The following is a 25,623-nucleotide window of genomic DNA, read 5'->3' as shown; positions in this document are numbered from 1 at the left end:
TGGGGAAATATATTTGAATCGTTATGCGTATATGTCATTCAATCATGCCGATAATCAAGCGGTTCATAATTATTGCCACTCTCTTTTCCTTGACACCATATGTTATCGCCGCTGACACCATTGCTATTCCCACTATAGATGTGGGGATATTGGCTGGTGGGTGGGGGCCATTTCAGCAGTGGGATGGTAAAGTGCCCTCCGGATTCAGCATCGAACTGATGGAGCTGCTGGCCAAGAAACTGGATTATCACATTGTCTGGCGGATTTATCCTGAATGGGCCGATATGTATGCGGATGCCTGCCGCGGCAAGGTGGACATTCTGCTCGATGCCTTCAGTTCTGATGAACGACCCTGCATTTCGTTCAGCCAGCCTTATTACACCTCGCCAACCGTGGTGGTGGTGCGTCAGGACAGCGCATTGTTTCGCGATGTGAGTCAGCTGCAGCGGGCCAGCATTGCCATTGAGCGGGGCTTTTTGACGGAAAAGCTTGTTCGCCTGCACTACCCGAATGTCACGCCCCGGCTGGTCGTCGATACGCGTAGCGCCTTGCAGGCGGTCGAACGGCGCGAGGCAGATGCCTATATAGGCAACCTCCATGTGGCCAATCTTTTCATTCAGCGTCATCCCGATCTGGCTGTGGTGGCTCAATCCCCCCTGTTGATGGAAACCCTTCATCTGGGTGTGAGTAGCCAAAAGCGCAGCTTGGCCATCAGGCTGGATACCGCTATTCAGGCGCTGACGGTCGAGGCGCGCAGTGAACTGGAGAAACGCTGGCTAGGGGAGAGTCTGGCGCCCAATTTCATGGGGCACAGCAATTTTTTGCTGCGTCCTGATGAGCGTGGCTGGCTCTCGACGTTGCCACCGTTGAAGCTGGGATTGCTTCCCAGCTGGATGCCCTTCTCTTATCAGGATGAGAATGGTAACCCGGTCGGCTTGATGTTGGATTATCTGAACTTGCTGCAGGAGAAGTTGGGGTTGGCTTACAGCCGAATACCGGTAAAGGATTGGCCTGACCTGCAACAGCAACTGCTGCATCACGATGTGGATCTGGCAGTACTGCCCACACGGATCATCGAGCGGTTGGTGGGTTGGCATGCCAGCGAGCCCTTCGCATCATTCCCGTTGGTGCTGGTGACGGCACGCGGTAGCCTCCCTATCGGGGATCTCTCCGATCTGGCCGGCAAGCAGCTGCTGCTGACCGACAGCATGCTGATCCCCGAGCTCAGGGCACTGGTGCCCGGCCTTAAACTGACCACGACCCGTGATGCCAGCGATGGACTCGCCCGTGTCGCCGCTGGGCAAGGGGATGCCTATATCGGCAATCTGGTGGTGGTCTCCCGTCTTGTCGCCGAGCAGTTTGATGACCGTCTTCATATCGCCGCGCCAACCCCTTTCAAGGATGAACTGGCTGTGGCGGTACGTGAGCCATTCCCTCCCTTGTTGCCTTTGGTGAATCGGGTGCTGGCCAGCATGAGCGACAAGGAGCAGCGCCAGATCCGCAACAGCTGGTTGGCACTCAATTACAGCGAAGGGATCCCCAGGGCGAAACTGGTGCGCACCCTGCTGCCGGTCGGGCTGGCCGTCAGCTTGTTTATCCTGACGCTGCTGGTCGCTTACTGGCGCTTGCGGCAAGAGATCATCCGCCGGCATCAGGTCGAGCTGGCACTGGCCAGCGCCAAGGTGCGGGCCGAGTCGGCTGCCACCATAAAGGGTGAATTTCTGGCCACCATGAGCCACGAGATCCGCACCCCGATGAATGGTATCGTCGGCATGGCGGAGCAGCTCTCGTTGACCGGACTGAGCGAAGATCAGCGCCAGATGGTGGAGATCATCAACCGGGGAGCACAGGGGCTGCATGCGCTGATCGACAACGTGCTCGACTACGCCAAGCTGGAGGCGGGCAAGATGGTGCTCGACGAAGTGCCGTTCCTGATGCGGGAGCTTATCGACAGCGTGCTGACCATGACCGTCAGCGAGGTGCAGCGCAAGGGGCTGCGGGTCTATCTGCTGGCGGATCAGGAGGTAGCAGCTCGCTTGCGTGGCGATGTGCTAAGACTGCGCCAGATCCTCTTCAACTTTGTCAGCAATGCCATCAAGTTTACCGAGCGCGGTTTTATCGAGCTTTCCCTCGTAGTATTGCAGGAGGCTGAGGGGAGGCAGCGGCTGCGGTTCGGGGTGCGAGATAGCGGGATTGGTATGAATGACGAGGCGCAAAGCCGGATCTTCAACGCTTTTGAACAGGCGGAGGGCTCGACTACCCGCAGTTACGGCGGCAGCGGGCTGGGGCTCAGCATCTGTCACACCCTTGCCGGATTGATGCAGGGAGAGATTGGGCTGCAGAGCTCGCCGGGCCTTGGCACCTTTATCACGCTGACCGTGACTCTGCCGGTTGTGGCCCACTCCGAGCCAGATCCGCACCTCGCCGGGATGCGCGCTGTCATCGAGCTGCGCGATGAGAAATTGCGTCACACCCTGTTACTGCACCTCGGTGCGTTGGGGGTGAGTTGTGCCGGGCAAGCGGGCGGGGCGGATCTGCACTTTAGCGACAGCGAACAGGCACTGGGCGATGCCATCAGGCTGGTGGCGCTCGATTCCCCCATGGGTTATCGGCGCGAAGCGGGACGTTATCTGCTCAACAGCAATCCCCTGACCTGGCATGCGGTGCGCGAGGTGTGCTATCGCCAGCTGGGACTGGCCGATGCCCTGTTGCCATCCCCGCTGCGTGAGCAGGCTGAAACTGGTGAGCTGCTGCCCTACCGGATCCTGCTGGTGGAGGATAACCCGCTAAACCAGTCGCTGGTGATGCGCCAGCTGGGCCAGCTTGGCTTGCATTGCGATCTGGCCGGGCAGGGGGAGCAGGCGCTCGAAATGGTGGCGCGCACTTCTTACGATCTGGTGCTATGCGACTGTCAGATGCCGGTGATGGACGGCTACGAGTTCACCCGCAAGGTGCGCGAGCAGGAGGATCAGGATGAGCGCTTGCTAATCATCGCCATGACCGCCAACGTGTTGCCGGAACAGCGCGAACGCTGCTTTGCCGCCGGGATGGATGATCTGCTCGGCAAGCCGGTACTGCTGGCGGGATTGCGCCAGATGCTGCAGAAGTGGCATATCCTCCCCTCCGAGCGGCTGCTCGAACTCGCTGTGATGAGCTCGCTGTTTGGTGCGGGTGAACCGTTGCGACAGGCATTGCAGCAGTGTCGTCACGAACTGGTGCGTGGACTGGGCATGCGTCCGCAAGAAGATAAGGCCTTGGCCGAGTGGGTGCACCGTCAGGCGGGCACTGTTGCCATGATGATCCCGGAGGCTGCGGAGCAGGGTTGGCTGCTGGAGGAGCGGATCCGTCAACAGGGAGCGGATGGGTGTAGCGATGAGCTGGCGCAGTTTTGTGCGCTGTTACAGCAGCTGGCTGATGAGCTGGCGGGGTGAGTCGGTAATTTAGTGGGTTGCCGCGAGCGCCATCTCGAAGCGCTGTTCGCGAATAGTGCGGGGCATGGCGCCGTTGGTTGCGCCTGCCAGCCACTCCCAGTCAAGTCTGGGGCTGCCCGCTTTGAAGCGCTGGTAGGGAATACCCTGCTTCACTGTCACGAAGAGCGTCGTGGGCAGGCCAACCTTGTTGCTGTAGCGAACCATCAGATCGCCCTGATAGCCCTCCATGCGCTTTTTCAGCGCTTGCAGCGTGAGCCCGGTGGCATGGCCATGTTCGTCCCAGATCTCAAACATGATGTGAATACTCTGACGATGATGGTGACAAAGTGAACAAAACAGGTTGCAAACGCAACTGTCAGATCTGACAGGATGGTTAGGTAGCATGGGCTGGAAAAGCGAAAACCCGGCGCTAGGCCGGGTTTTCTTGAATGATGGTGGAGGGAGAAGGATTCGAACCTTCGAAGGCAGAGCCGTCAGATTTACAGTCTGATCCCTTTGGCCGCTCGGGAACCCCTCCACAGGGGTATTGCATATTGTGTTCTGGAAGATGGTGGAGGGAGAAGGATTCGAACCTTCGAAGGCAGAGCCGTCAGATTTACAGTCTGATCCCTTTGGCCGCTCGGGAACCCCTCCACGGGGTATTTTCCTGATTGTTGCACTTGAATGGTGGAGGGAGAAGGATTCGAACCTTCGAAGGCAGAGCCGTCAGATTTACAGTCTGATCCCTTTGGCCGCTCGGGAACCCCTCCCCAAGTGCGAGGCGCATACTAACAGATCTTCGCTCTTTGTGAACCCCTTGAAGCGTTTCTGGCAGCAAAAAATGACTGTTCGTCGATTTTTTGATACATCGTGCTCAAAATTCAGACTTATCAGCAAGTTGTGCGCTGCTTTTCTATGCAGTCCCGTTGCGGGCTCTGGTCGAAAAATTCAGAATTTGTTGAGAGACAGACAAAAAGACCGCCGGACATGGCGGTCTTTTGCTGAATTGAGCTTGAGCTCTGGTGCGATGATTAGCGCTGGAACGGGTAGATGGACCCCAGTTTCAGGATCTGGGTCAGTTCGTCCAGTGCGCTGCGAGACTCCTGCACCAGTGCCGGATCCCGCAGATCATCGAGGGTCAGGCGGTCACGATAGTGGCGATCAACCCAGCCATCGAGGCGGGCGAATTGACTGTCGTTGATCAGGCAGGCCTGATTGACCGCTGCGAGTTCGGCATCGTTCATGGCGACCCGTAGCCGCAGACAGGCGGGGCCGCCGCCGTTGCGCATGCTCTGCTTGACGTCCATGTAGTGAACGGCCTTGATAGGCGTGTTCATGGTCAGCAGTTTGTTCAGGTACGCCGACACCGCCGGATTGTCGCGGCACTCGGTAGGGGCGATGATCGCCATTTCGCCATTGGGCAGGGTGAGGATCTGGGTGTTGAACAGATAGGATTTCACTGCATCCAGCACAGATACCTCGGCGGTCGGCACCTCGATAAAGTGCAGCTCCCCTTCGCCAAACTTGGTCTGCACCTCGGCCAGCGCCTGTTTGGTGTTGAGAAATGCCTGCTGGTGGAAGAAGAGCACGTTCTGGTTACCCACAGCAATCACGTCGTTGTGGAATACCCCCTGATCGATCACCTCCGGATTCTGCTGGATAAAGACCACGCTCTCCTCATCAAGACCATGCAGGCGGGCGATGGCCTGACTCGCCTCCAGAGTCTGGCGGGCCGGATAGCGCTTTGGTGCCGGACGGGAGAGATCAAAGGCGCTGCGGCCATAGACGAACAGCTCGACCCCCGCTTCGCCATAGGCGCGGCAGAGCCGGGTGTGGTTGGCCGCCCCCTCGTCGCCGAAGTGGTCGTTCTCCGGCAGGTGGAGGTGGTGACTGAAGTGGCGCTCGTTATTGAACACGGCGCGCAGGATCCGGCCAGTGACATCCGGCTCGAGTGAGCGGTGAAACTTGTTGGTCAGGTTGGCGGGGGTGAAGTGAATGCGGCCATCCTGAGTATCGGCACTCGGGGAGACGGTGGCGGCGTTGGCAGTCCACATGCTGGAGGCCGAATAGCAGGCGGCCAGTACGGCAGGAGCCTGTTTGGCGGCCTGTTCCAGCACCCGGGCATCGCTGCCGGTGAAGCCGAGGCGGCGCAGGGTGGCAAGGTCAGGGCGCTCTTGTGGCGCCAGCACCCCCTGGGTCATGCCGAGCTCGGTCAGCGCCTTCATCTTGCGTAGCCCCTGCTTGGCTGCCTCTTTCGGGTTGGAGGCTTCCTGAGCGTTGTTCTGGGAGGCGACGTTGCCGTAGGAGAGACCGGCGTAGTTGTGGGTCGGGCCGACCAGTCCGTCGAAATTGACCTCGAAGTGCTTCATTGAGTACATCCTTTCGATTTTTATGATGGGTAGCGGATTCCTTCCGCGCACAATGCGTCGGGGTGGGGCCATTATAAAGAGATTTTATGTTTTTGTAACAAGCCGGTAACCAGCAGACGTTTTTATGTCGTTTCAGATATAAAAAGAGGGGCCGTATGGCAGAAAAATGAAAAAGCGGTTGCACCCGACGCTGACCCTTCGCATTAATAAATAAAGAAGCAGCGCGGTAGGGGCTGGTCAGGCAAATTGAGTCACAAGATTGCTTTTTCCCGTCAAATCTCTTATACAGCCCCACAAAACCGCACACCAACCCCGTCGGGTGCAATGAGGATAATAGTTACAGCATGGGCAAATCACTGGTCATAGTGGAGTCTCCGGCCAAGGCCAAGACCATCAACAAATATCTGGGCAAGGACTACGTGGTGAAATCCAGCGTGGGTCATGTTCGCGATCTGCCCACCAGCGGCAGCGCCAGCACCGAGCCCAAGAAACCCGTCATTCGCGGCATCAAGTTGAGCGAAACCGAAAAGGCAGCCAAGGAGCGCAAAGCCCTGTTTGCCCGGATGGGGATCAACCCGACTGCGGGCTGGCAGGCCAACTACCAGATTTTGCCCGGCAAGGAGAAGGTGGTCAGCGAGTTGCAAAGTCTGGCCGAGAAGGCAGACACCATCTATCTCGCAACCGACTTGGATAGAGAAGGGGAAGCGATCGCCTGGCACCTGCGCGAGATCATCGGTGGCGATGAGAGCCGCTACAAGCGCGTGGTATTTAACGAGATCACCAAAACCGCCATCAAGGAGGCATTTGCCCAGCCCTCCGAGCTCAACATTGACCGCGTCAACGCCCAGCAGGCCCGTCGTTTCCTCGACCGCGTCGTAGGTTACATGGTCTCTCCGCTGCTGTGGAAAAAGCTGGCTCGCGGCCTCTCTGCCGGTCGGGTACAGTCCGTCGCGGTGCGTCTGATCGTCGATAAAGAGCGCGAAATCAAGGCGTTCGTACCGGTCGAGTTCTGGGATCTCAATGCCGACCTGCTGACCGCCGACAAGAGCGAGCTGCGCATGGAGGTGGTCAGCCGCAACGGCGCCGACTTCAAGCCGGTAACCCAGGCCGAGACCTTCGCCGCCGTCGCAGCCCTGGAAGGGGTCGACTACAAGGTAGTGAACCGGGAAGACAAGCCGACCGGCTCCAAGCCGTCCGCGCCCTTCATCACCTCCACTCTGCAGCAGGCGGCCTCTACCCGGCTTAGCTTCGGGGTCAAGAAGACCATGATGATGGCCCAGCGTCTCTATGAAGCGGGTTACATCACCTATATGCGTACCGACTCGACCAACCTCAGCAAAGAGGCGGTGGACGCGGTGCGGGAATATATCGGCGAGCACTATGGCGCAGCCTACCTGCCGGCCGAGCCGAATTTGTATGGCGCCAAGGCCAATGCCCAGGAGGCACACGAGGCGATCCGCCCCTCCAGTGTGCTGGTGACTGCCGAGATGCTGGAAGGGATGGAGCCGGATGCAATGCGCCTGTATGACCTCATCTGGCGTCAGTTCGTCGCCTGCCAGATGACCCCGGCTCAGTACGACTCCTCCACCCTGACCGTCAAGGCGGGTGAGTTCGAGCTCAAGGCCCGTGGCCGTACCCTGCGCTTCGCCGGTTGGACCAAGGCGCTGCCGCCGATGGGTCGCAAGGGTGAAGACAGCCAGTTGCCGGCGGTGACTGTCGGCGAGGTGCTGAAACTGGTCAAACTGGATCCGCGCCAGCACTTCACCAAGCCCCCCGCCCGCTTCACCGAAGCAGCGCTGGTACGTGAGCTGGAAAAACGCGGCATTGGCCGTCCGTCTACCTATGCCTCCATCATCTCCACCATCGTCGATCGCGGGTATGTGCGGGTCGATAGTCGCCGTTTCTTCGCCGAGAAGATGGGCGAGATCGTCACCGACCGTCTGGTTGAGAACTTCGTCGAGCTGATGAACTACGAGTTCACCGCCAAGATGGAAGACAAGCTCGATGGCATCGCCGAGGGGAGCCTCGAGTGGAAGAAGGTGCTGGATGCCTTCTACGCCGAGTTTACCCATGAGCTGGAGAAAGCGGACAAGGCGCCGGAAGAGGGCGGCATGCGTGCCAACCAGATGGTGCTGACCGATATCGATTGCCCTGATTGCGGCCGCAAGATGGGTATCCGTACCGCCACCACCGGTGTCTTCCTTGGTTGCTCCGGCTATGCCCTGCCGCCGAAAGAGCGCTGCAAGAAGACCATCAACCTGGTCTCTGCCGACGAGTTTGTCTCCGCCACCGATGGCGAAGAGGCGGAAACCGAAGCGCTGCGCGCCAAGCACCGCTGCGGCGTGTGCGGCACCGCGATGGATGCCTACATCATCGACGACAGCCGCAAGCTGCACGTCTGTGGTCGCAACCCCGATTGCGATGGCTACGAAATTGAAAAAGGTCAGTTCAAACTCAAGGGCTACGAAGGGCCGAGCATCGAGTGTGACCGCTGTGGTAGCGAGATGCAGCTCAAGAACGGTCGTTTCGGCAAGTACATGGGCTGCACCAACGAGACCTGCAAGAACACCCGCAAGATCCTGAAAAACGGTGACATCGCGCCGCCGAAAGAGGATCCGGTACCGCTGCCCGAGCTCAAGTGCACCCAGTCCGACGCCCACTTCGTGCTGCGCGACGGGGCTGCCGGTCTGTTCCTGGCGGCCAGCAACTTCCCCAAATCGCGCGAGACCCGCGCGCCGCTGGTGGAGGAGCTCAAGCGCTTCAAGGATCGCATCTCGGCCAAGCACAAGTATCTGGCGGGAGCCCCGCTCACCGATCCGGATGGCAACCCGGCCATCGTACGCTTCAGTCGCAAGACCAAGGAGCAGTACGTAATGACCGAGGTCAACGGCAAGGCGACCGGCTGGACCGCTCACTACGATAACGGTACCTGGCAAGAGAGTTTGCCAAAGGCGAAGAAAGCTTGATGAGAAAGAGGCCCCGACAAGGGGCCTCTTTGCTTGTTGAGCAGCATATACTGAGTACCAGCTGCAAGGAGTGCAGCGTTGTAACAAGGAGGTGGTGATGGAAATTAACGAGATCCGGCCCGGCATGAGCTGCATGACCCGTGAAGGGGCGGCCTATGTGCTGGAAGTGAACCGGCAGAGCTTGCTGGTGCTGCTGCAGCGCGAAGATGAAACCATTCCGGTGCAGGTACGCAGCGACGAGATCCTGGCACCGCTTGAGTAAGCGTCAGGCCAACAATCACCACTTCAGGTGAAGAACAACATCAAAACGGCAGTAGAAACAGCAGCTCGGCCAGGTCGGGCTGCCACTGCCAATCCCGCATTCTGACTCGCCCGCCAATCACGGCAACCCCCTCTTCCTGCAACAAGCCGACCTGGGTGGCAAATCCCTCTGAACCCTTGGGCAACGAAATGGTACCGGCAGCGCCCAGCACCCTGTGCCAGGGCAGCACCTTGTCGGTCTCACGCAGCACCTTGCCCACCAGCCTTGCCCGCCCGGGCAGACCTGCCAGATCGGCTACCTGACCGTAGCTGGCCACCTTGCCTGCAGGAATAAGCGCGATAATCGCCTCGATTCTGGCCACTTTTTCATGGGAGGGGTGATACATGGATATGCTGCTGTTGCCGTTGAGTGGATGGGTCATTGTGGCTTCTCGGCTGGGCCGGAAGCAAGGCGTGGCAGAGGTTGGAATATCTGATATCAGGGGATGGTGGGGGTCTAAATGAAAAAAGGCGGCCTGAGGGCCGCCAAAGTAAAGACAACATTACCTCTGTGGCATCCGGTAGCGCACCTGCAGCTGGTCGAGGATCTGCAGCTGGCCGGGCAGGCGGGCGGTGAAGTGCTCCCACCCCTTGCGGGCGGGTTCGCTCCAGGCCACCTCGGCCGTGGCCAGCATGCGCGGGAACAACATGTAGTCGAGACGATCGCGCGAGGTGATCAATTCTGACCACAAGGGGCTCAGCACCCCGAGGATGTTATCGCTGGCATGGAAATCGGCTGGGGCAGGATCGCATGAGTAGATCTGCTCCAGATTGAGGGTGCCCGCCCAGTAGAGGCCGGGTTCGTGAATATCGGCGCTCCAGGCGAGGTCCAGATAGAGGAACTGGGCGGGCGCCATCACCACCGGATAACCGGCTGCGGCCGCGTCCAGTCCCGCCTGAAAGCTGGTCCAGGCGCAGATCGCCGCTTTGCGGCTCACCTTGTCACCATGGAGGATCTCCTCCCAGCCGATCATCTGTTTGCCTCGGGCGGCCAGATAGCGCTGGCAGTGGCGCAGCAGATGGCCCTGCAGTTCGCGGCAGTCGGCGTAACCTTGCTCGATCATCAGTTGCTGGCAGGCGGGACTGTCGGTCCAGACGCCGCTTGGAACTTCATCTCCCCCCATGTGGATCTGGGAGCCGGGGAAGAGCTCGCACACCTCGTCCAGTACCGCTTCCAGGAAACGGTAGGTGCCGGGCAGCGCCGGGTTGAGCACATTGTCGTCAAAGTGCTGCACCGAGCGGTAGCGGGAGCGATCAGCCTCCTCCACCAGCAGCTTTGGCAGCGCCTTGATGGCTGCGTGGCAGTGACCCGGAATGTCGATTTCGGGGATGATGGTAATGCCAAGCCCTTCGGCATAGGCCACCAGCTCGCGCACCTCGCTCTGGGTGTAGTAGCCGCCGTAGGGGGTGGGGCCGCCGCTCAGCTGCGGATCTATGGCCAGATCATGGCCGCGCCAGGCACCCACGGTGGTGAGCTCGGGGAAGGCATTGATCTCGAGGCGCCACCCCTCGTCATCGGTCAGATGCCAGTGGAAGCGGTTGAACTTGTATAGGCTCATCAGCTTGAGCAGTCGCTTGATGGTCGCCATGCTGTGAAAGTGGCGGGCGCAGTCGAGAAAGATGGCGCGAAAGCCAAAGCGCGGGCTGTCCTCCAGCGTCAGGCAGGGCAGGCTCTCGCCGTGCTGCAGATACCACTGGGCCAGCGTGACCAGAGCGTGGCGCCAGCCACTCTCGCCCGCAGCGGCAATCACTATCTCCTCTTCGGTGATGGTGAGCCGGTAGGCTTCGGGGGCCAGCGCTGTCTCAACCAGCCGGATCTCGGCGTCGTGATCCTGCTCCAGTGCCAGCGATGTGAGCTCGTTGAAGTGGCCAAGCAAGCCGCTGATATCGCGGATGGCGCTCACGTGGGCCCGCTCGGCGAGGCGAAAATACCCCTCCTGCAGCACCAGATGAGCCGATTGCGGTACTATGCCGGGCAGCGGCTCGACGTCCGGCAGGTCTGGCTTGCGGACAGGCTGATTCTCCAGCCCTAGCTCTTCTGCTGCCAGGGTTACTGGCAGCAGCTGGGGGCCGGTGGTGGCGTCGGGCAGGCTCAGGAAGAAGCCCTGCGGCATGTCGGAGATCTTTTTAATGGGGGTCTGGCGGCAGCAAAACAGGATCTCGTTGCTGCCAGCCTGCGGGATCAGCACCTTGTAGCTGCCGCTCTGGCGCTCAAGCTCACCTCCTTGCAGCGATTCCGGGTCGATATGGCGTGCCAGACAGAAGTGCAGCTTCCACGCCTCTGCCGGCAGGTTGGACAGGGTGAAGGCAAACCAGACATCCTCGCCGTCACGTCGGGTGACCCGGGAGTGGATCAGGGGTGTAGACATGGATAATCCTCTGATTGGGCAAACAGGATGGCCCCGTCGAGTGCATCGCTTCTGGGGGCCACAAGGTTCAGCTCGCCAAGGCGAGGGGCGAGGCGGGTGCCGATACCACCCAGCAGGGCGATCTCGGTGGCACCCAGCAACTTCATTCCCTCCAGCAGGGTGGTGAGTTGGGCGCAAGTCTCATCCAGCAACTGGTTGGCGAGGTCGTCGCCGTCGCTGGCCGCATCGAATACCCAGGGGGCGAAGCGGCCGTAGTCGGCGGGAATGGCGCGAGCAGCCCAGTGCACTACCTCGGTCTGATCCCGTTTGAAGTGGTCGAGCAAACGGATGGCCAGGGTGCTGGGGGGCAGGATGCCGTCGTGGCAGAGCAGGGATTGCTGGATGGCGCGTAAGCCCAGCCAGGCGCCGCTGCCGAGATCCGAAATGGGAAAGCCCCGCCCGGAGCAGGTGCGGATCCGGTGATTCTGATAAACCAGCCCGACCGAACCGGTGCCGGCGATCAGGATTGCTCCCTCCCGGCCACCAAAGGCGCCGAGGCAGGCGCCGAAGGCATCGGAGGTGAGCCTGACGCTGGCAAAGGGGAAGGGCATCTCGAGCAGGGCGTGATAGCAGTCGGCCAGCTCGGCGGAGGCGAGCGCCAGCCCGACCCCCATCTGTTGTTCGCACTCGATGCCGAGTCCGGCCGTAAGGCGGGCGCTGGCGATGGCAGCCAGCACATTGGCGTGAGCGTGATGGATGCCCAGCTCCAGATTGGATCCGGCGGCGCGCCCTTCGCCGAGCAGCTTGCCGGCCCGATCCCGAATGCGGGCGCGGGTGTGGGTGCCACCGCCATCGACCCCGACCCAGTACTCAATCATGGCGACCTCCTGCGGCATTTTGCCAGCTGATGGCCAGGGCAAACCAGGCTGCATGGGGGAACCACTGCTCGCCCCAGCGCCAGTTCTGATCCAGCCGTTCCCTGTACTCCTCTGGAATAAAGGCCACCTCATTTTCGTCCTCAAACCCTGAGGTGATGCCGTTGCAGATGCCCCCCAGCGCATTGGGATAACCGGCGGTGTAGGCGGGATTATTGATGCCGTGACCGGCCAGCATGCAGGTGTTGAAGGGGTTTTGCCCGAGGATCCAGTCGAGCTGGTGCTGACCGAAAGTGCGCAGCAACCTGCTCTGCTGGGGCAACTGTGCCGCGGCGGCAAAGGCCATGGCGGCCAGCGAGGCCAGGCGAGCGTTCTCCCCCTGCCACCAGTAACCGGACTCGTTGTTGTGGGGCATAAAGAAGCTGACGTGTGGTGCTTCATCCACCCCTTTCACATATTGGCGGGCGAGGGAGAAGGGATTGCCCGCGCTGGCGCAGAGCGCCAGCTCGGCAGCCAGCGCCTGCTGCACTACGGTTTGTACCCGAGCCTTGTGCTCCTGATCCGGCTCCACGCCCAGGTATTCCAGCAGTGCCAGCACCGGCAGCCCCGCTTCGGCTGCGTGGTAGTAGGGACGCGAGCCATCTTCGTTGGCAGACCAGTAGTGACCCAGCTCAGGATGAATGCGCTGACGGGCGCAGAGTTTGCTGGCACGGACTCTCGCCTCGGCCAGCCACTCGGCGCCGAAGGTGCGGGTCAGCTCCACCGCCGCCAGCAGGGCGCAGTAGTCGTCGATGATGTTTTCGACCCCGTCGTCCAGATAGGCGAGGTTGTGCTCACGCAGATGCAGGTAACCGCGTCTGGCCGCCTCGGCGTAATGGTTGGTATCGAAGTCACCGCCGATGTGCTCGCGAGCAGCGCGGGCCAGTGCGGCAATGGCCATGCCGCCCCCCTGGCGGAAACCGGCGTGCCAGTTGGCGGATTTGATCCCCTGCTGGGTGGCATAGGCGCACAGCTCGCGCTGGGCGGGATCCTTGCTCCACTTGTCGAATAGGGTCATGTAGAAGAAGCCCGACTCATCCTGCATCCGGCAGAGAAAGTCGGCGCCGTGCAGCGCCTCGTCATTGAGCCGCTTGCAGAGGTTCACCCCGTCGATATCGCGGCGCGGGGCCAGCAGTTCCCGGCACTTGAGCAGCGACCAGACCACCATGGGGGTCTGCTGGGGGTTGAGGTAGTTGGCGTAGGATAGGTGGCTCAGGTACTTGCTCATGTCGCCGCTGGCATCGAACCAGCCGCCGTGCACATCTCTGTGCTGGTCGGTGCCAAACAGGCGGGCGCTGCGGTCGGCGCGATCAAAGATGCCGCTGGCGCGCTGCCCCTTGAAGTAGTGAATGACATCGGAGAGGCAGCGGCTGGCCAGCAGATCCTGGCCGATGGCAAAACGGGTCGAGCGGACAATGCCTTGGGCAGTGATCGCCTCCAGCCGATAGTGGCCGGGCTCCTTGAAGGCGGAGAAGTCGGCGCGCCAGTAAGCACGCCCCTGCCAGCCGGGGACGCTGCCAGCCGCTTGTAGCGGGGTTTCAAACAGGATCTGGCCATCATCAAGGCGTTGCAGCCTGACGTAGCCGCCGAGATCATGGGCGGGGGAGGCTTGCAGCAGGGCGACCTTGTGCCCGTCGCACTCGTAGCCCACCTGATTGATCAAGAGTTCCATCAAGGTATTACTCCTGTGGTTCACCGTCGGGCGGTGAGGCACATCACGGGGCTATGGCCGCCCCGTATCGAGGCATGGCCGGACTGTGCAGTCCGGCCGGTCTAAGGCTTACCCTCACTCGTAGAGGTAGCAGCGCACGAAGTGGTTGTCGGCAAGCCTGGTGATGGCAGGCAGACTCTCCTTGCAGCGGGGCATCGCCTGATTGCAGCGCCCGGCAAAGGGGCAACCGCAGGATTCCGGCGTCCAGAGCGGGATCTCCCCTTTTCGGCCGCCCTCCAGCTCGGCGTGGATACTCTTCTCGGGGTCGGGCACCGCCGAGATGAGCAGCTGGGTATAGGGGTGCTGCGGGTGGTGCAGGATCTCGTCCACCTCGCCCCACTCCACCATGTGTCCCACGTACATGACCGCCAGATCTTCCGCCACATAGCGGGCGGTGGCGATGTCGTGGGTGATGTAGAGCATGGAGACGCCAAGCTCATCCTTCATCTGCTCCATCAGGTTGAGGATGCCGATGCGAATGGAGACGTCGAGCATGGAGGTGGGTTCGTCCGCCAATACCACTTCCGCCTCCACCGCCAGATTGCGGGCGATGTTGACCCGCTGGCGCTGGCCGCCGGAGAGCTGGTGCGGATACTTGGCCGCCGTTGCCTTGGCGGGGGTCAGGCCGACCTTCTCCAACAGTGCGTAGACCATCTCGGGCAGCTCTTTTTTGTCGATCACCTTGCTGTGCAGCAGCAGGGGGCGGGCGATGTGGTGATAGATGGTGTGGGTCGGGTTGAGCGAACCAAACGGATCTTGCCACACCATCTGTACGCTCTGGCGATAGTCCAGCAGGGCGGTGCCCTTGTTGAACTCTTCCAGATCGTGGCCGCGATAGAGAATGCGCCCGGCACTGAGCTTGTACATCTTGGCAATGATCTTGGCGATGGTGCTCTTGCCGGAGCCCGACTCCCCGACCACAGCCAGGGCGCGGCCCCGGTGCAGGTTGAAGGTGATGTCGGAGAGCGCCCGCATCTTGCCACTCTTGATGGCATTGGAGTTGACGGGGAAGTCCTTGTAGAGGTGCTGGACTTCGATGATGGGTGCATCGGTTTTGGCGATTTGCATGACAGACATCCTTAACAGCCAGCGGCCTTGTCCAGATAGATCAGGGGATCTTGTTGTTCATCCTGCATGTCATAGAGATGGCAGGCGGTCTGTTGTCCGGGGCGGATCTCGGCCAATCTGGTGTACTCCTGACGGCAGCGATCGTGCACCTTGCCGCAGCGGGCCTGAAAGCGGCAGCCGACCGGCACCTCCAGCAGGTTGAGCGGGGTGCCCGGGATCCCCTCCAGCACCTTTTTCGGCCCGTGCAAAGGCGGGAAGGAGTTGCCGAGCCCTCTGGTATAGGGGTGCAGCGGCGCGGTCAGGATCGCCTTGGAGGGGGCAACCTCCACCAGTTCACCGGCATACATGATGCCGATGCGATCGCAGAATTCGACCATCAGGGAGAGGTCGTGGGTGATGAACAGGATGGAGAAGTTGAACTTCTCTTTCAGGGCATAGACCTTCTGCAGGATCTCCCGCTGCACCACCACATCGAGCGCCGTGGTCGGTTCATCCATGATGAGCAGCTCGGGGTTGAGCGCCATGGCGATGGCGATCACCAGCCGCTGGCGCATGCCGCCGGAGAACTGGTGCGGGTAATCCTTGAGCCGGCTCGGGTGGATATCGACGATGGTAAGCAGCTCCTGGGCGCGCTTGATCGCCTCGTAGCGGGTCATGCCGGGGTTGTGGGCCAGCAGCACGTCGCAGAACTGTTCCTCCATCCGCAGTACCGGGTTCAGGGCGTTCATGGCGGACTGGAACACCACCGACACCTGTTGCCAGCGATAGGAGCGCAGCCGCTCGTCGTTGTAATGGAGGATGTTCTCCCCCTTGAACAGGATCTCGCCGCCGCTGATGTAGGCCGGCGGCTTGTGCAGCCGGGCCACCGAGAAGGCGACGGTGGATTTGCCGCAGCCCGACTCGCCGGCGAGACCGAAGATCTCGCCCTGTTTGATATCGAAGCTCACCGAGTTGACGGCGCGCACGTCGCCATTTTCGGTGATGTAGTCGACGCAGAGATTGCGTACTGACAGCAGGGGTTGCTTGTTCATGCTGTCTTCTCCTGTACAGCTGATACCGCAGAAGGGGTTGGCGCGGCAAGTTTCTTCCAGCGGTTGAGCCCTTTGTGGGAGCGCAGCTGCGGGTTGGCGATTTCGTCGATGGCGAAGTTGAGCAGGGCCAGACCGGCGCCAAGAGTGGCGATGGCGAAGCAGGGGGCCAGGATCTCCCACCAGGCGCCGACCAGAATGGCGCTGGAGGTCTGGGCGTTGTAGAGCATGATGCCCCAGCTCACTACGGTCGGGTCGCCAAGGCCGAGGAACTCCAGAGTCGCTTCGGTGACAATGGCGTAGATGATGGAGCCGATAAAGCTCACCCCGATGATGGAGATGAGGTTGGGCAGGATCTCCACCAGAATGATGCGCCAGGCCGGCTCGCCCAGCACTTCGGCGGCGATGACGAACTCTTTCTCGCGCAGCGCCAGAGTCTGGGCGCGGATGACCCGCGCGCCATAGGCCCACGAGGTCAACCCTATTATCACCGCAATGACCGCCGGCGACGCCTCCCCGATAAAGCTCGCCAGCACCAGTAGCAAGGGGAGGTTGGGGATCACCAGCACCACGTTCATCAGGAAGGTGAGGCACTCATCAACCAGACCGCCAAAGTAGCCGGCGGTGATGCCGATGGCGACGGCCAGGGTACAGACCAGCAGGCCTGCGCTAAAGCCCACCAGCAAGGAGATGCGGGCGCCATTGGTGAACTGGGACCAGATGTCGTGGCCCATGCGGGTAGTGCCCATCACAAACTCGGCGCTGGGCGGCTGGTGGGGGCGGGCAACCCGTTTGGTCGGCTCGTTGCTGGCCAGCAGCGGGGCAAACAATGCCATCAGTACGAAGGTAACGACGATGACGAGGCCGCAGGCAGCCTTCTTGTTGCCCAGCAGGATCTTGAGAATGGTCGGCATACGCATCTTATTTGCCTCCTGTACGCAGACGGGGATCCAGGAAGACGTAGAGCACGTCGGCCAGGAAGTTGAAGCTGAGCATGGTGATGGTCATGATGAGCAACTGCCCCTGAATGAGCGGGTAGTCGCGGGCCAGAATGCCCTGATAGAGGGTCAGGCCCAGGCCGGGATAGTTGAAGATAACCTCGGTGATGAGAGAGCCACCGATGACGAAACCGAGCGCCATGGAGAGGGCGGTAACGCTTGGCAAAATGGCGTTGCGGGCGCCGTAGTTGAAGATCACCCGGTTGCTGGAGAGCCCCTTGGCTTTGGCCATGGTGATGTAATCCTCGCCCAGCAGGTTGATCATGTTGTTGCGCATGGTGATGAGAAAGCCGCCTACTTGCACCATGGCCAGAGTGCCGACCGGCATGATGGCGTGGGTCAGGATGCTCTTGATGTGCTCCCAGCCCCAGTCCGGCGTGATCTCCGGGCTGTAGGCATAGCCAATCGGCAGCCATTCAAGACTCACCCCGAACAGGAACAGGGCAAGCAGGGAGACGACTACCGGCGGAATCGCCTGCATCACCAGAGTGAGCGGGGAGAGGATGCTGTCCATCCGGCCGCCGCGATACCAGGCGGCGAAGATGCCGACGATGGAGCCGACGGAGAAACTCAGAATGGTGGAGGTGCCCACCAGAAACAGGGTCCAGCCGATGGCGCGGCCCAGCACGTCCGAGACCTGCTGCGGATAGAAGCGCACCGAGGTGCCGAGATCCCAGGTGAAGACACTCTTCACATAGGTAAGAAACTGGGTGCCGATGGGGCCGTCGACAAAGCCGAAGGTGGCCTTGAGCGCTTCCAGTGCGGCGGGTTCCATCATGGCGCCAGCGCGGGCAAACATCACGGATACGGGATCGCCTGGCATGGCTCGGGGTAACAGGAAGTTGATGGTAGCGGCTACCAGAAAGGCAACCAGATAGAAGGAAAAGCGTCTCAGTATGAATCCCATGATGATACCTTTTACTGCAAGTCCGCCCCGCGTCGGGCATGGCTACCCCAACCCCGGCAGATGCGGGCAGAAGGGGGGATCAACGGGGAAGATGGCCCCCCGCAGGGGGCCGGGATTGTTTAGCTGTTTGGCTTGAGTGCCAGGATGTGCAGCAGACGCTCGGGGGTGTCCGGGTGGAGCTGCGGCTTGGCAACCGGGTTGTCAGCGCTGAACCAGCCGTGGAAACGCTTGGTGCTGTACTCATACCAGGTCGGGTTGTTGAAGACCGGAATGATGGTCTGGTTGGCACCGACCCGCTCCTGAATCGCGAACATGATGTCCTTCTGCTTGGCTGCATCGGCGGTCTGGGTGAAGTCGTCGATCAGTTTGTCCAGCTCGGGATCCTTGTAGCGGGGAGCCGCAAAGCGGTTGCCACGCTCACCCATGTTGCGGGAGTGGAAGGCGGTCTCGAAGTACTTGTGCGGGTTGGCACCGGCAAAGTAGCCCTGCAGCGCCACATCAAAGTCGCCAGTGATGAGGTTCTCGGTCCAGACGGTCGCTTCCGGGGTGGCGGTCTTGGCATTCAGGCCCAGTGCCTGCAGCCCTTCCACGCCGATCTGTACTGTGTTGACCCAGTCGGTCCAGCCGTTCGGCACCAGTACCTTGAACTCGATCTTTTTGCAGCTCGGGGTGTCGAGGAACTTGTCGCCGTCACAATCCTTGTAGCCAGCCTGCTTCAACAGGGCCTTGGCGCCTTCCAGATCGTACTTGTTGAACTTGCCGTATTTCTTGTCCACATCCGGGTTGTTCCAGGAGGCGAACGCTTTGCCAAGCCCTGACGGGTATTCGTTGACGGTCGGGTAGCCGTAGCCCGCGATATCCACCATGGACTGGCGATCCATCGCCATGGAGAAGGCGCGGCGGAAGTTGACGTCATTGAAGGCTTCGTGGTTGCCCGGGTTTTTGGTCTGGAAGTTGACGTTGAACGCCACGGTACCGGAGGCCGGGAACCAGTATTTGTTGTTCTTCGGATCGTTGCCGACGTAGAGACGCTCGATATCCGGTACGAAGGAGCCGAACCAGTCGATGTCGCCCTTCATCACAGCAGCCAGCACCTGATCGTTGGTGGCCATCTGCGGCATGCGGATACAGTCGATGGAGAGGTTGGCGTTATCCCAGTAGTGCGGGTTGCGGCACTGGGTGTAGAGCTGGGCGGAGAAGTTCTCCACTTCGGTGAAGGGGCCGGTACCGACCGGTTTGTCGTTGGTAAAGGCAACCGGGTCTTTCACCGACTTCCACTGATGCTCCGGTACGATGGGCACCAGTACCAGATCGTTCACCACGTTGGTGTTGACCTCGGTCAGGTCGAACTTGACCTTGTTCGGGGCCAGCTTCTCGACGCTCTTGATCTGGGTCCAGATCGAGCGCTCATCCAGCGCCTTGTTGGCTTTGACCAGATTGAAGGAGAACAGGATGTCATCAGCGGTAAAGGGCTGACCATCTGACCACTTCACGCCGTCACGCAGATCGAAGGTGACGGATTTCAGGTCTTTGCTGAACTCGTAGTTGGTGGCCAGACGATAGACGGGTTTACCACCCTGCATATCGTTGAAGATCACCAGCGGTTCATAGATGAAGTGACGGGTAGTGTGCAGCAAGCCTGCTTGCAGGAAGGGGTTGAAGTTCTTGACCCAGGCGGTTTCCTGCTGTGCAACCATGGTCAGCACAGTCTTGTTTTCGGCAGCCATGGCATTGCCGGCAGCACCGGCAAGCATCATGGTTCCCAGCATTACAGCGGTAGAGATTTTGGATACTTTGGCAAGCATATGTTTTCCTTTCTTATTTTTTTGGCATTCCCGAGGGTTCGCCTTGTTTGTGTGAGCACCGGTTTCGCATGCTGATGAGACCGGCCCTCGTTGTTGGTTGGGTGTCTGCACCCTTGTCGTTTTGTTTTCCAACGCCATTAGCAAAACAGAGTTAACAGGAAAACAACAACTGTTGATTTCGTTGTTTTCGTAAAAATCCCAGGTCTTACGTCAATTTCGTCAAAATGGATTTTTATCTGTTGTAAATCATATCGTTAAGTTAGTTCTCTCTGCGCTAAAAGTCGCCTTGAAAACAACGTTCATGACAAATATGTGACGTGGATCGGCTCGGATTTCAGGGGGGATATCGGACTTTGTTTTGCTGGAAAAAGAAACCGGTTTGCCAAGTGTGAGCCAGCGCGCATCCTGCGCCGACTCACACCTTGCGGTTGGCAAGCTGACGCAGGGTCTGGGCACTCTGTTGCAACTGCTGGCGCTGCTGCTCGTTGAGCGGGCAGTGGCCCAGCACATACTCGGTGGTGGCAACGACCGTCTTCCAGCGCGGCGATTTGGGCAGGGTGTCCAGATTGAGGTACTTGTCGAGGGTACGGGTCTGTGGGCTGGATCTGTCCATGTAGACGCGCCACAGCTTGCTCTTCTCCGCCAGCACGATTTTGCCCTTGCCGGTGCCCTGCTGCCAGGCATCCAGGGTGAGCTGCATGGTCTCCACCAGGGCGCGGCGCAGGGGCTCGTCATCCTGCTGGCGAATGAGGTTGTCGGCCAGCGAGCGGAATTCGCCGCCCAGTCGGCTCAGCTCGCCCAGCAGCTGCTCATCTTCGATGATGGCTTGCCGGGAGAGGTTTTTGAGGGCGTTCTCCAGCGCCACGATACGGCTCTCATCCTGGCGCTGTTCAGTGGTAAAGGTAAGGGCAAAGGCCGCTTGTCCCCCGAGGGTGATGGGCAGGGCACGGGCGTTGAGCTCATCTTTCTGGCCTGCCACCAGAAATTCGACAATATGTTCCCGCTGGCCAGCCAGATCGGGCCACTGCTCTTTCAGCGGCTCTGCCAGCCACTCGTCGATAGCTTGTCCCTCCATGGTTTCCGGCTCCTGACCCAGCAAGCGAGCCAGTACCCGGGAGGCGAACAGCACTGTACCCTGCTCGTCGATAAAGAGCATGGGGTCGGCCCCTTCGCCGAGCAGGGCCAGCAGGCGCATCTGATCCTGATGGAGTCGCTCCTGCAGGGTGAGGCGGTGCTCTATCTCCTGTTTGAGCAAGCGGTTTTCCACCAGCGAGGCTCGTCCCTCCTTGGCCTCCAGCAAGGCTTTGACCCGGGCGAACAACTCCTCTTTGCAGAAGGGTTTGACCAGATAGTCGTTGGCGCCGGCGTTGAATCCTTCCTCGATATCCTTGGGCTGGTTGAGGGCGGTGAGCAGCAGCACCGGCAGCTTCTCTTTGGGATGGAGCTCCCGGAGCCGGCGGCAGACATCGAAGCCGGAGAGGGTCGGCATCATTACATCGAGCAGGATGAGATCCACCGGCTCCTGGGTGAGCTTGGCCAACGCATCGTGGCCATCGCTGCTGGGCAGAATGCGATAGCCGCAAGGTTGCAGCAGGTGGCGCAGGATGTGCAGATTGATGGGTTCGTCATCCACCACCAGGATGAGGGGGGCCCCTTCGGGCGGGGGAGGCAAATCCTCGCTCTCCCAGTCGGGCAGGATGAGCGGCTGCTGGCGCACCAGTTGCAGCTCTATCTGGCGGCTGCCCTGAGTCAGCGGAGCACTCTTGCCGGTCGCGAGCGGCAGGGTGAAGGCAAAAGTGGAGCCGACGCTCGGCTCGCTCTGCACACTCAGCTCGCCACCCATCAAGTGCACCAGCTGCCGAGTAATGGAAAGGCCAAGGCCGGCTCCCTGCTTGCTTACCTCCGGGCTCATTTGTACCAGCGGTTCGAAGATATGCTCCAGATGCTCGGGGGAGATGCCGATGCCGGTATCGGTCACCTTGATGCGCAGGAAGTTGCCCTCCACCATGGCGCTCAGCACCACCTTGCCCTGCGGCGTGTACTTGATGGCGTTGCCGACCAGATTGTAGAGCACCTGTTCGAGGCGCTGCTCGTCAGCCAGCACAGGGGGCAGCTCGGCCGGGCTGATATCCACCAGAGTAAGCGGTTTGGCCTGTACCAGATGCTGGCAGAGATCGAGCACCAGCCGGATAACCCCCTTGGAGGAGACGGGCTGGGGGTGGATCTCCAGCTGGCCGTAGCGCATCTGGTGGTAGTCGAGCAGATCGTCCACCAGACGGGCCAGACCGTCGGCGCTCTTGATGATGAGGCCAAGCTGTTTCTGCTGTCCCTCGGTCAAATCTTGCTGGCTGGCGAGCATCGACTCGGCCATCCCCTTGATGCCATGGATAGGCGTGCGCAGCTCATGGGAGGTATTGGCCAGCAGTTCATCCTTGAGCTTGTCTGCCTGCTGCAGGCTGAGGTTCTGCTTGTGGGTCAGCTTGACCTGCTGCTGCAGCTCTATGGTCTGCTGCTCGATAAGTTCGATCTTCTCCTTCACCGAGCGCTGCATATGGCGAAACGCCTGCGCCAGCCGGTCGATGTCATCGCCGGTGCGCTCGATGGCGATGGGGTGGTCCAGCGCGCCATCGGCAACCTGCTCGGCCGCCTCGGTCAGGGAGCGCAGCGGCGCCGTGATGGAGTGAGAGAGCCAGCGGGAGAAGAGGATCAGCAGCAGCAGGGAGCCAGCACCTAGCACGATGACCAGCGTCTCCAGCTGGCGGATGGGGGCATAGGCCTCGCGGGTGGAGATCTCGGCGATAAAGGCCCACTCGGTATCGAATACCTTCACCTGGGTGTAGGCGGCGAGTACATCGTCATCCTGATAGGAGCGAAACAGCCCGACCCCTTGCTCGCCAGAGAGGGTCTTGGTGACGAGAGGGGTCTGCAGCAGGCGGAAATTCTGGCTGAAACTGTTCTCGACGCTGTACTCCGGCGCCAGCCAGGCATCGGCCCGCATCCGTTTGTCGGGGCCGATGAGAATGGTCTCGCCGGTTTTCCCGAGCCCCTCCCGCTCCGCCATGATCTGGTTGAGCTTGTCTGGCAGCAGCTCGAAGATGACCACCCCGCGCACATAGTCGTACTGCATCACGGGGGCGGCCATGTAGGCGACCACCTGACCGGTCAGCTCATTGCGGCCAAAGTCGGTGAATTCAAAGATCTGTTGCGGTTTCTGGCCGCCATCGAGGCGCCGCTTGATCTTGGCGAAGGTCTGACCGAGGCCACTGCCCTGATAGGGGCCGGAGAGCAGGTTGGTGGCAAAGTTGGGGTGTTTGGTGACCGAATAGACGACATCACCGTTGAGGTCGACCAGAAAGATGTCGCTGTAGTTGGATTTGCGCACCATGTCGGCATAGCCGCGATGAAAGCGCTGATGCACTCGGCCATACATCTCGTCAGCCAGAATGAGGGCACTGATGGAGGGTTCGATTTCGACTTCGGGATCCGGCTTTTGCAGCTGATCCCAGGAGCCCGGCACATAGCGGGCCTGTGCCCGGGCACGGGCCTCTTGAGGCGTGGTGCCCAGTTTTTCAAAGGCACCGGCAAAACCGTAGAAGCGACCGATACTGTTGCCCGCAAAGTCCTGTTGGGAGAAGTTGGTGATCTGCTCCTTGAGGTTGTTGAAGTAATCCTCAAGCTGGCTTTTTTTGATGTTGCGAACGGAGACCAGATGGTTGGAGGTCTGGGTGGTGAGGTCCTTGCCGTGGCTGTAGAGGAAGAAGAGGGTGACGACCAGGAATGGCACCATTCCCAACATGAAAAAAGCCAACATTAGTTGCGGCCTGAGTCCACGAAGCCTGAAGATCCATTTCATCTTGTGAATTTCAATTGAGAATCCGGTTATTAAGCGGCTCAAGTCTCGAACTAAAGCGTAATCATTTCAACGACTTTATCCCAAATTCGCTTGGTTGGTCACAGCTGAACGGCTGATTTTGCAGCAACCCGTCTAAAGGGTGAGCAAACGATCCTGTTGCGGCGCTTAAATGCGAAAAAAGGGTTGTGCTGTCGCTCGGGGTACGTATAATGCGCCTCGTTGTCAGGCAACTGGCACGAAAGCAGTAATGCGGGAATAGCTCAGTTGGTAGAGCACGACCTTGCCAAGGTCGGGGTCGCGAGTTCGAGTCTCGTTTCCCGCTCCAATTTTCCATCGCACCAACGATGGATATCACTTTCAAGACAATCAGTCTTGTCAGCATGGCGCGTTAGCAAAGCGGTTATGCAGCGGATTGCAAATCCGTTTAGTCCGGTTCGACTCCGGAACGTGCCTCCATCTTTCTTTTCAAAAAATCATCTCAAACCGAATTTATCAGTAGCTCTGTTGCAGCATCAGCCGTTCGCAGCCTGCTTCTCGCCACTGCCGTTCAAGATAGTGATTCACTTCGTCCACGTTTTGGCCCCGATTCTGAAACTGGCTTTCTGCACTGTATTGGGTGAGATCCGCCATCTGTTGTTTCAGTGTGCCGCACTGCCACAGACTGACGGTGGTTGGCCCTTGTCGGGCAAGCACGATGGCATCCCCCTGATTGAGCTGCCACTCATCGATTTGCGCCTTGGTCAAGGCGAGCATCAGCACCAGCAGAGCAACCTCTGAAAGCTTCATACGAATCTCCATGCTGCACGTTTCCGCACTCATAACTGTGGCAGAGCGCACGATTTTCGCAAATGTGTTAACTGTTGGTTAATAACGTTTCTCAATTTCATTTATCCCGCTAATTTGCCGTTTTTATGAAAAAATATGGCTGAATATGTAGTAATCCTACAGATAGTGGAGTAATCTTTGTTCAGTGGTCGTACCAGTAAGGAGTTGCATCATGTTTCATCCCTTTTCTCTGACTCAGATTATTCTTCGTCGCATTTATGTATTGCTGGTGGGCATTCTGGCGTTTCCAGTGATGCTGTTTCGTAGTGATCGCGCCCGCTTTTATAGCTATCTGCACCGCATCTGGAACAAGACCAGTACCAAGCCGGTCTGGCTCAAGATGAGCGAACGTGGCGAGCGGATCTTCTACTAAGGACCCTCTTCGATAAAAAAGACAGCTTCGGCTGTCTTTTTTTATGCGTTTAAAAACAGATGGTTAATGCTCGACTCTGTTACTATCGCTGGTGCAACAAGGGGATGTCACAATGTGGCGGCAGCTGCGCTATTTCCCCTGTTAGTTGCTCATTTTATGGATCCCGATGACGCAAGGAGCTGCGATGCTGATCCGTCAGGCCACCGAGGCCGATATTCCGATGCTGGTTGCCATGCGAATGGCGCTCTTCTGTGAAGTGGGGGAGTTACCGCACCCCGCAGCCGACCCCGCCCTGATGCAAGCAACCGAACGTTATTTTACCAACGCATTTTTGAGTGGATCCGCTTTATCCTGGCTGGCCGAGGTCGATAAACAGGTTGTCGCGGCGGGTACTCTGGCGATGTTCGTGCGGCCACCCTATCCCGGCAATCTGGCGGGAAGAGAGGCCTATCTGCTCAACATGTATACCTTGCCCGATTATCGCAAGCAGGGTACAGCCAGTGCACTGCTCGATGCCATGGTGGCAGAGGCCATAGCCTGCGGGCTTGGCAAGGTATGGCTCCATGCCAGCGAAGCTGGCCGGCCTCTCTATGAGCGGATCGGTTTTGTCGCCAATCCGGCTTATATGGAGTGGCAACCACCTGCCCGGTGAGCCGTGACATGTCAGCCATCAGCCCGTCGTGTGATGGGTGACAATAAATAGCTTGTCAAAAGGGAGTCTGATGGCCCAGCCAGCTATGCTGAGGGT

18 protein-coding genes and 5 tRNA genes are annotated in these 25,623 nt (G+C 59.7%); 7 read left to right on the top strand and 16 right to left on the bottom strand.

Features of this window, described 5'->3' with window-relative positions; translation table 11 throughout:
• Nucleotides 1-23 precede the first annotated feature (23 nt).
• Entirely contained in the window at nt 24-3,431 is a 3,408-nt protein-coding gene (locus WE862_RS19605; protein ID WP_042030078.1) for a transporter substrate-binding domain-containing protein, read from the top strand.
• 9 nt (nt 3,432-3,440) lie between these two features.
• On the opposite strand, the gene WE862_RS19600 is transcribed toward WE862_RS19605, so the two are convergent.
• The 5 genes from WE862_RS19600 to astB form a co-directional block, all read right to left on the bottom strand.
• The gene (locus WE862_RS19600) at nt 3,441-3,725 is read right to left on the bottom strand and encodes a hypothetical protein (protein ID WP_042030079.1); all 285 of its coding nucleotides are present in this window, start codon (nt 3,723-3,725) and stop codon (nt 3,441-3,443) included.
• A gap of 138 nt (nt 3,726-3,863) precedes the next feature.
• Nucleotides 3,864-3,948, bottom strand: a tRNA-Tyr gene (locus tag WE862_RS19595).
• Nucleotides 3,949-3,979: 31 nt separating this feature from the next.
• Nucleotides 3,980-4,064: transfer RNA gene (locus tag WE862_RS19590), tRNA-Tyr, on the bottom strand.
• 31 nt (nt 4,065-4,095) lie between these two features.
• Nucleotides 4,096-4,180 (bottom strand) — tRNA-Tyr (locus WE862_RS19585).
• 261 nt (nt 4,181-4,441) lie between these two features.
• Nucleotides 4,442-5,779, bottom strand: coding sequence for an N-succinylarginine dihydrolase (astB, locus tag WE862_RS19580; protein ID WP_042029404.1), 1,338 nt, complete (start codon nt 5,777-5,779; stop codon nt 4,442-4,444).
• A 344-nt stretch (nt 5,780-6,123) separates the two neighbouring features.
• Between astB and topA the strand changes: the two genes are divergently transcribed.
• Nucleotides 6,124-8,745 carry a type I DNA topoisomerase gene (gene topA, locus WE862_RS19575; RefSeq protein ID WP_042029403.1) on the top strand — a complete coding sequence of 874 codons (2,622 nt, stop codon included), beginning with the start codon at nt 6,124-6,126 and terminating at the stop codon, nt 8,743-8,745.
• A 97-nt stretch (nt 8,746-8,842) separates the two neighbouring features.
• Complete coding sequence (locus WE862_RS19570) at nt 8,843-9,007, top strand: hypothetical protein (protein ID WP_339058665.1); 165 nt, start codon at nt 8,843-8,845, stop codon at nt 9,005-9,007.
• A gap of 40 nt (nt 9,008-9,047) precedes the next feature.
• On the opposite strand, the gene WE862_RS19565 is transcribed toward WE862_RS19570, so the two are convergent.
• From WE862_RS19565 to WE862_RS19520, 10 genes are all read right to left on the bottom strand, one after another.
• Nucleotides 9,048-9,392 (bottom strand): MGMT family protein, encoded by a 345-nt coding sequence (locus WE862_RS19565; RefSeq protein WP_042029407.1) that lies wholly within the window; start codon nt 9,390-9,392, stop codon nt 9,048-9,050.
• Nucleotides 9,393-9,548: 156 nt separating this feature from the next.
• Nucleotides 9,549-11,414: a beta-N-acetylhexosaminidase gene (locus WE862_RS19560; RefSeq protein WP_042029402.1), complete on the bottom strand. Its 1,866-nt coding sequence runs from the start codon at nt 11,412-11,414 to the stop codon at nt 9,549-9,551.
• On the bottom strand, nt 11,399-12,271 hold the full coding sequence (locus WE862_RS19555; protein WP_042029401.1) for a BadF/BadG/BcrA/BcrD ATPase family protein: 873 nt from the start codon (nt 12,269-12,271) through the stop codon (nt 11,399-11,401). The genes WE862_RS19560 and WE862_RS19555 overlap by 16 nt, the downstream gene beginning before the upstream one ends.
• Nucleotides 12,264-13,979 carry a glycoside hydrolase family 9 protein gene (locus WE862_RS19550; RefSeq protein ID WP_042029399.1) on the bottom strand — a complete coding sequence of 572 codons (1,716 nt, stop codon included), beginning with the start codon at nt 13,977-13,979 and terminating at the stop codon, nt 12,264-12,266. The genes WE862_RS19555 and WE862_RS19550 overlap by 8 nt, the downstream gene beginning before the upstream one ends.
• Nucleotides 13,980-14,093: 114 nt before the next feature.
• Nucleotides 14,094-15,086, bottom strand: a complete 993-nt coding sequence (locus WE862_RS19545) for an ABC transporter ATP-binding protein (RefSeq protein WP_042029397.1) — start codon at nt 15,084-15,086, stop codon at nt 14,094-14,096.
• Nucleotides 15,087-15,097: 11 nt separating this feature from the next.
• Nucleotides 15,098-16,117 carry an ABC transporter ATP-binding protein gene (locus WE862_RS19540; RefSeq protein WP_042029396.1) on the bottom strand — a complete coding sequence of 340 codons (1,020 nt, stop codon included), beginning with the start codon at nt 16,115-16,117 and terminating at the stop codon, nt 15,098-15,100.
• Nucleotides 16,114-17,034: an ABC transporter permease gene (locus WE862_RS19535; protein ID WP_041208962.1), complete on the bottom strand. Its 921-nt coding sequence runs from the start codon at nt 17,032-17,034 to the stop codon at nt 16,114-16,116. The genes WE862_RS19540 and WE862_RS19535 overlap by 4 nt, the downstream gene beginning before the upstream one ends.
• Nucleotide 17,035: 1 nt before the next feature.
• Nucleotides 17,036-18,019, bottom strand: a complete 984-nt coding sequence (locus tag WE862_RS19530) for an ABC transporter permease (RefSeq protein WP_033115357.1) — start codon at nt 18,017-18,019, stop codon at nt 17,036-17,038.
• Nucleotides 18,020-18,138: 119 nt separating this feature from the next.
• Nucleotides 18,139-19,824 (bottom strand): ABC transporter substrate-binding protein, encoded by a 1,686-nt coding sequence (locus WE862_RS19525; protein ID WP_041208961.1) that lies wholly within the window; start codon nt 19,822-19,824, stop codon nt 18,139-18,141.
• Between the two features lie 415 nt (nt 19,825-20,239).
• A complete protein-coding gene (locus WE862_RS19520; protein ID WP_042029395.1) occupies nt 20,240-23,677 on the bottom strand; it encodes an ATP-binding protein in 3,438 nt (1,145 codons plus the stop codon).
• Between the two features lie 249 nt (nt 23,678-23,926).
• On the opposite strand from WE862_RS19520, the gene WE862_RS19515 reads away from it, so the two are divergent.
• Both WE862_RS19515 and WE862_RS19510 read left to right on the top strand, forming a co-directional pair.
• A tRNA-Gly gene (locus tag WE862_RS19515) sits at nt 23,927-24,002 on the top strand.
• Between the two features lie 57 nt (nt 24,003-24,059).
• Nucleotides 24,060-24,133 (top strand) — tRNA-Cys (locus tag WE862_RS19510).
• 36 nt (nt 24,134-24,169) lie between these two features.
• Here WE862_RS19510 and WE862_RS19505 read toward each other — a convergent pair.
• On the bottom strand, nt 24,170-24,463 hold the full coding sequence (locus WE862_RS19505; RefSeq protein ID WP_042029394.1) for a hypothetical protein: 294 nt from the start codon (nt 24,461-24,463) through the stop codon (nt 24,170-24,172).
• Nucleotides 24,464-24,674: 211 nt separating this feature from the next.
• On the opposite strand from WE862_RS19505, the gene WE862_RS19500 reads away from it, so the two are divergent.
• Together WE862_RS19500 and WE862_RS19495 are read left to right on the top strand one after the other, a co-directional pair.
• A complete protein-coding gene (locus WE862_RS19500; RefSeq protein ID WP_005334863.1) occupies nt 24,675-24,875 on the top strand; it encodes a YbfA family protein in 201 nt (66 codons plus the stop codon).
• 184 nt (nt 24,876-25,059) lie between these two features.
• Nucleotides 25,060-25,527 (top strand): GNAT family N-acetyltransferase, encoded by a 468-nt coding sequence (locus WE862_RS19495; RefSeq protein WP_042029393.1) that lies wholly within the window; start codon nt 25,060-25,062, stop codon nt 25,525-25,527.
• The last annotated feature ends 96 nt before the right edge of the window (nt 25,528-25,623 follow it).

This window comes from Aeromonas jandaei (genome assembly GCF_037890695.1).
GTDB lineage: Bacteria > Pseudomonadota > Gammaproteobacteria > Enterobacterales > Aeromonadaceae > Aeromonas > Aeromonas jandaei.
This window is presented reverse-complemented; position numbering and strand designations above follow the sequence as displayed.